Source organism: Spirillospora sp. NPDC049652 (assembly GCF_040675125.1).
In the GTDB taxonomy this organism is placed as follows: Bacteria; Actinomycetota; Actinomycetes; order Streptosporangiales; family Streptosporangiaceae; genus Spirillospora.
The window spans coordinates 1-2,400 of record NZ_JBFAOF010001035.1 but is presented as its reverse complement, the minus strand read 5'-3'; the positions used below and the strand labels follow the sequence as shown (position 1 = coordinate 2,400).

Genomic DNA, 2,400 nt, shown 5'->3' with positions numbered 1-2,400 from the left:
GTTTGGTGTGTTTGTGAATGGTGTTCAGTAGTTTGATCTTCCGATATACCGCCTCCGCCGCCACCGCCGCCTCCGGACGGGCCGGGGCTCGGCGGAGCGGCGGGCGGGACGTGCACGCCGCCGCCCGTGTCCGGATGCGTGATCGCGAAGTTGTACCGCCGGGACAGCATGCCGATCTGGTCCGCGGCCCACTGCCCGACCTGCTCGGCCTGCCGGTACCCGGTCGCCGCGACGCCCGGCGGGGGACGGTGCCCCGCCAGCCAGCCGCGGATCGCCGTGTTCGCCTGCTGGACCTGCCGGAGCAGCTGGTCCAGCGCGGGCGGGTCGATGCCCCGGAAGTCGCCGTCGCGACTGGCCGGGCCGGTGCGCATCTCAGCGGTCATCGCCCCTCCGGGTGCTGCTCTCCAGCCGGTCGCGCCGTCGCGCCGGGGTCCGGGTCCCCAGAATCACACTCGCAACAGGCGATGTCGAGTGCCGGACGGTCACGGTCAGGCCGCACGGCATGTCCGCAGGGTCACCGGCAGGGCCTTCCGCGGCGGAGGGGTGCCCGTGCCGGGTGGAGTGCCGTACCGCCGTGCCGCGCCGTCCGGCGGCAGGTGCCGCGCCGTCCGGCGGGGGACGGTCAGGCGTCGCCGAGCGCCTGCCGCACCGTCTGCGGGTCGCGCGCCACGAGGGCCGCGACGTCCGTGACGATGATCGGACGCTGGATGAGCACCGGGTTGGCGACCATGACCTCGATCCACCTGGCGCGGTCGTGCGGCAGGTTCCTCAGGTCCAGCTCCTTGGCCACGGGCTCGCCGAGCCGCGCGACGTCCCAGGGCTCGGCGCCGATCGCGGTGAGCGTCCGGTCCAGCTCCTCGGCGGTCGGCGGCTCGTCCAGGTAGCGGCGCTCGGTGTAGGCGACGCCGGCCTCGTCCAGGGCGGCCTTCGCGGCGCGGCTCTTGGAGCAGCGGGGGTTGTGCCAGATCTCCATTCCCCTACTCTCCCACCTCGGCGGCGTCGCCCCCGGTGACGCGCAGCAGTTCCTCGTAGGAGGTCGGGAAGACGGTGTGCGGGTGCCCGCCCGCCGCCCAGACCCGGTCGTACTTGTCCAGCCAGACGTCCACGAGGGTGCGGATCGGGGCGGGGTGCCCGACGGGCGCGACCCCGCCGATCGGCTGCCCGGTGTGCTCCCGGACGAACTCGGGCGTCGCCCGGCGCACCTTCCGCGCGCCCACCAGCGCGGCCACCCGCGCCGTGTCCACCCGGTGCGCGCCGCTGGTCAGCACGAGCAGCGGCGCGCCGTCGGCGTCGAAGACCAGGCTGTTGGCGATCGCGCCCACCTCGCAGCCGAGCTGTTCGGCGGCGGCCTGGGCGGTGCGGGCTGAGTCGGGCAGTTCGATGATCTCGCCGTCGGCTCCCTGCTCGCGCAGGACGGCGGCGACGCGCTCGGCGTTGGGGTGCATGGACGGCACCCTAAGCCGTCCGCCCCGCTCCCCGCTCCCGCCTTTTCCCCGGACGGGGACCGGCGGAGAGGGGAGCGGGGAGGCGGGGGGAACCGGAACCGGACGGCATGGAGGTCACGCGGCGGCGGAGACGGCGCGGGCGGTGTCCACGACGTGGTCGACGAAGCCGTAGTCGCGGGCCTCCTCGGCGGTGAAGAAGCGGTCCCGGTCGGAGTCGGCCTCGATCCGCTCGACGGTCTGGCCGGTGTGCGCGGCGATCAGGCGCTGCATCTGCCGCTTGGTGGCCAGCATGTTCTCGGTCTGGATCCGGATGTCGGTCGCCGTCCCGCCGATCCCGCCGGACGGCTGGTGCATGAGGATCCGGGTGTGCGGCAGCGCGTACCGCTTGCCCGGTGCGCCCGCGCACAGCAGGAACTGCCCCATCGACGCGGTGAACCCGAGCGACAGCGTCGCCACGTCGTTCGGGACGAACTGCATGACGTCGTAGATGGCCATCCCGGCGGTCACGGACCCGCCCGGGGAGTTGATGTACAGGTGGATGTCGCGGTGCCGGTCTTCAGCCGACAGCAGAAGGATCTCGGCGCAGAGCCGGTTGGCGATGTCGTCGTCGACCTGCTGGCCGAGGAACACGATCCGCTCGCGGAGCAGGCGCTGGAAGACGTCCTCAGAGGGTTGGCGCGGTTCGTTGGTCATGGCTTCGAGGTAACCGGCGGGCCTCTGGCGGCGTCCAACAAGAGTTCCGGCGCTTTGACAACGCGGCCTTGTCAATCCCACGCTTAGGCCGTGGACGTGGACGTTCCCGGTCTGCGGGCCTTCGTCGCCGCCGCGGAGGAGATGCATTTCGGACGGGCCGCACAGCGCCTGTTCCTCACCCAGCAGGCGCTGTCCCAGCGCGTGCGGCGGCTGGAGGCGGTGCTGGGCGCGCCGCTGTTCGAACGCACCACGCGCCGCGTGG

At 72.9% G+C, this 2,400-nt stretch carries 5 protein-coding genes; 1 reads left to right on the top strand and 4 read right to left on the bottom strand.

Going from position 1 to position 2,400, the window contains the following annotated elements; all coding sequences use genetic code 11:
- The 4 genes from AB0J52_RS36515 to AB0J52_RS36500 all read right to left on the bottom strand — a co-directional run.
- A partial coding sequence (locus AB0J52_RS36515; RefSeq protein ID WP_500187480.1) for a hypothetical protein occupies nucleotides 1-383 on the bottom strand: 383 nt, incomplete at its 3' end.
- A 239-nt stretch (nucleotides 384-622) separates the two neighbouring features.
- On the bottom strand, nucleotides 623-973 hold the full coding sequence (locus AB0J52_RS36510; protein ID WP_500187479.1) for an ArsC/Spx/MgsR family protein: 351 nt from the start codon (nucleotides 971-973) through the stop codon (nucleotides 623-625).
- Nucleotides 974-977: 4 nt separating this feature from the next.
- Nucleotides 978-1,445 carry a YbaK/EbsC family protein gene (locus AB0J52_RS36505; protein WP_500187478.1) on the bottom strand — a complete coding sequence of 156 codons (468 nt, stop codon included), beginning with the start codon at nucleotides 1,443-1,445 and terminating at the stop codon, nucleotides 978-980.
- A 114-nt stretch (nucleotides 1,446-1,559) separates the two neighbouring features.
- Nucleotides 1,560-2,138: a ClpP family protease gene (locus tag AB0J52_RS36500; RefSeq protein ID WP_500187477.1), complete on the bottom strand. Its 579-nt coding sequence runs from the start codon at nucleotides 2,136-2,138 to the stop codon at nucleotides 1,560-1,562.
- A gap of 90 nt (nucleotides 2,139-2,228) precedes the next feature.
- Between AB0J52_RS36500 and AB0J52_RS36495 the strand changes: the two genes are divergently transcribed.
- On the top strand, nucleotides 2,229-2,400 hold a 172-nt coding region (locus tag AB0J52_RS36495), incomplete at its 3' end, for a helix-turn-helix domain-containing protein (RefSeq protein WP_500187481.1).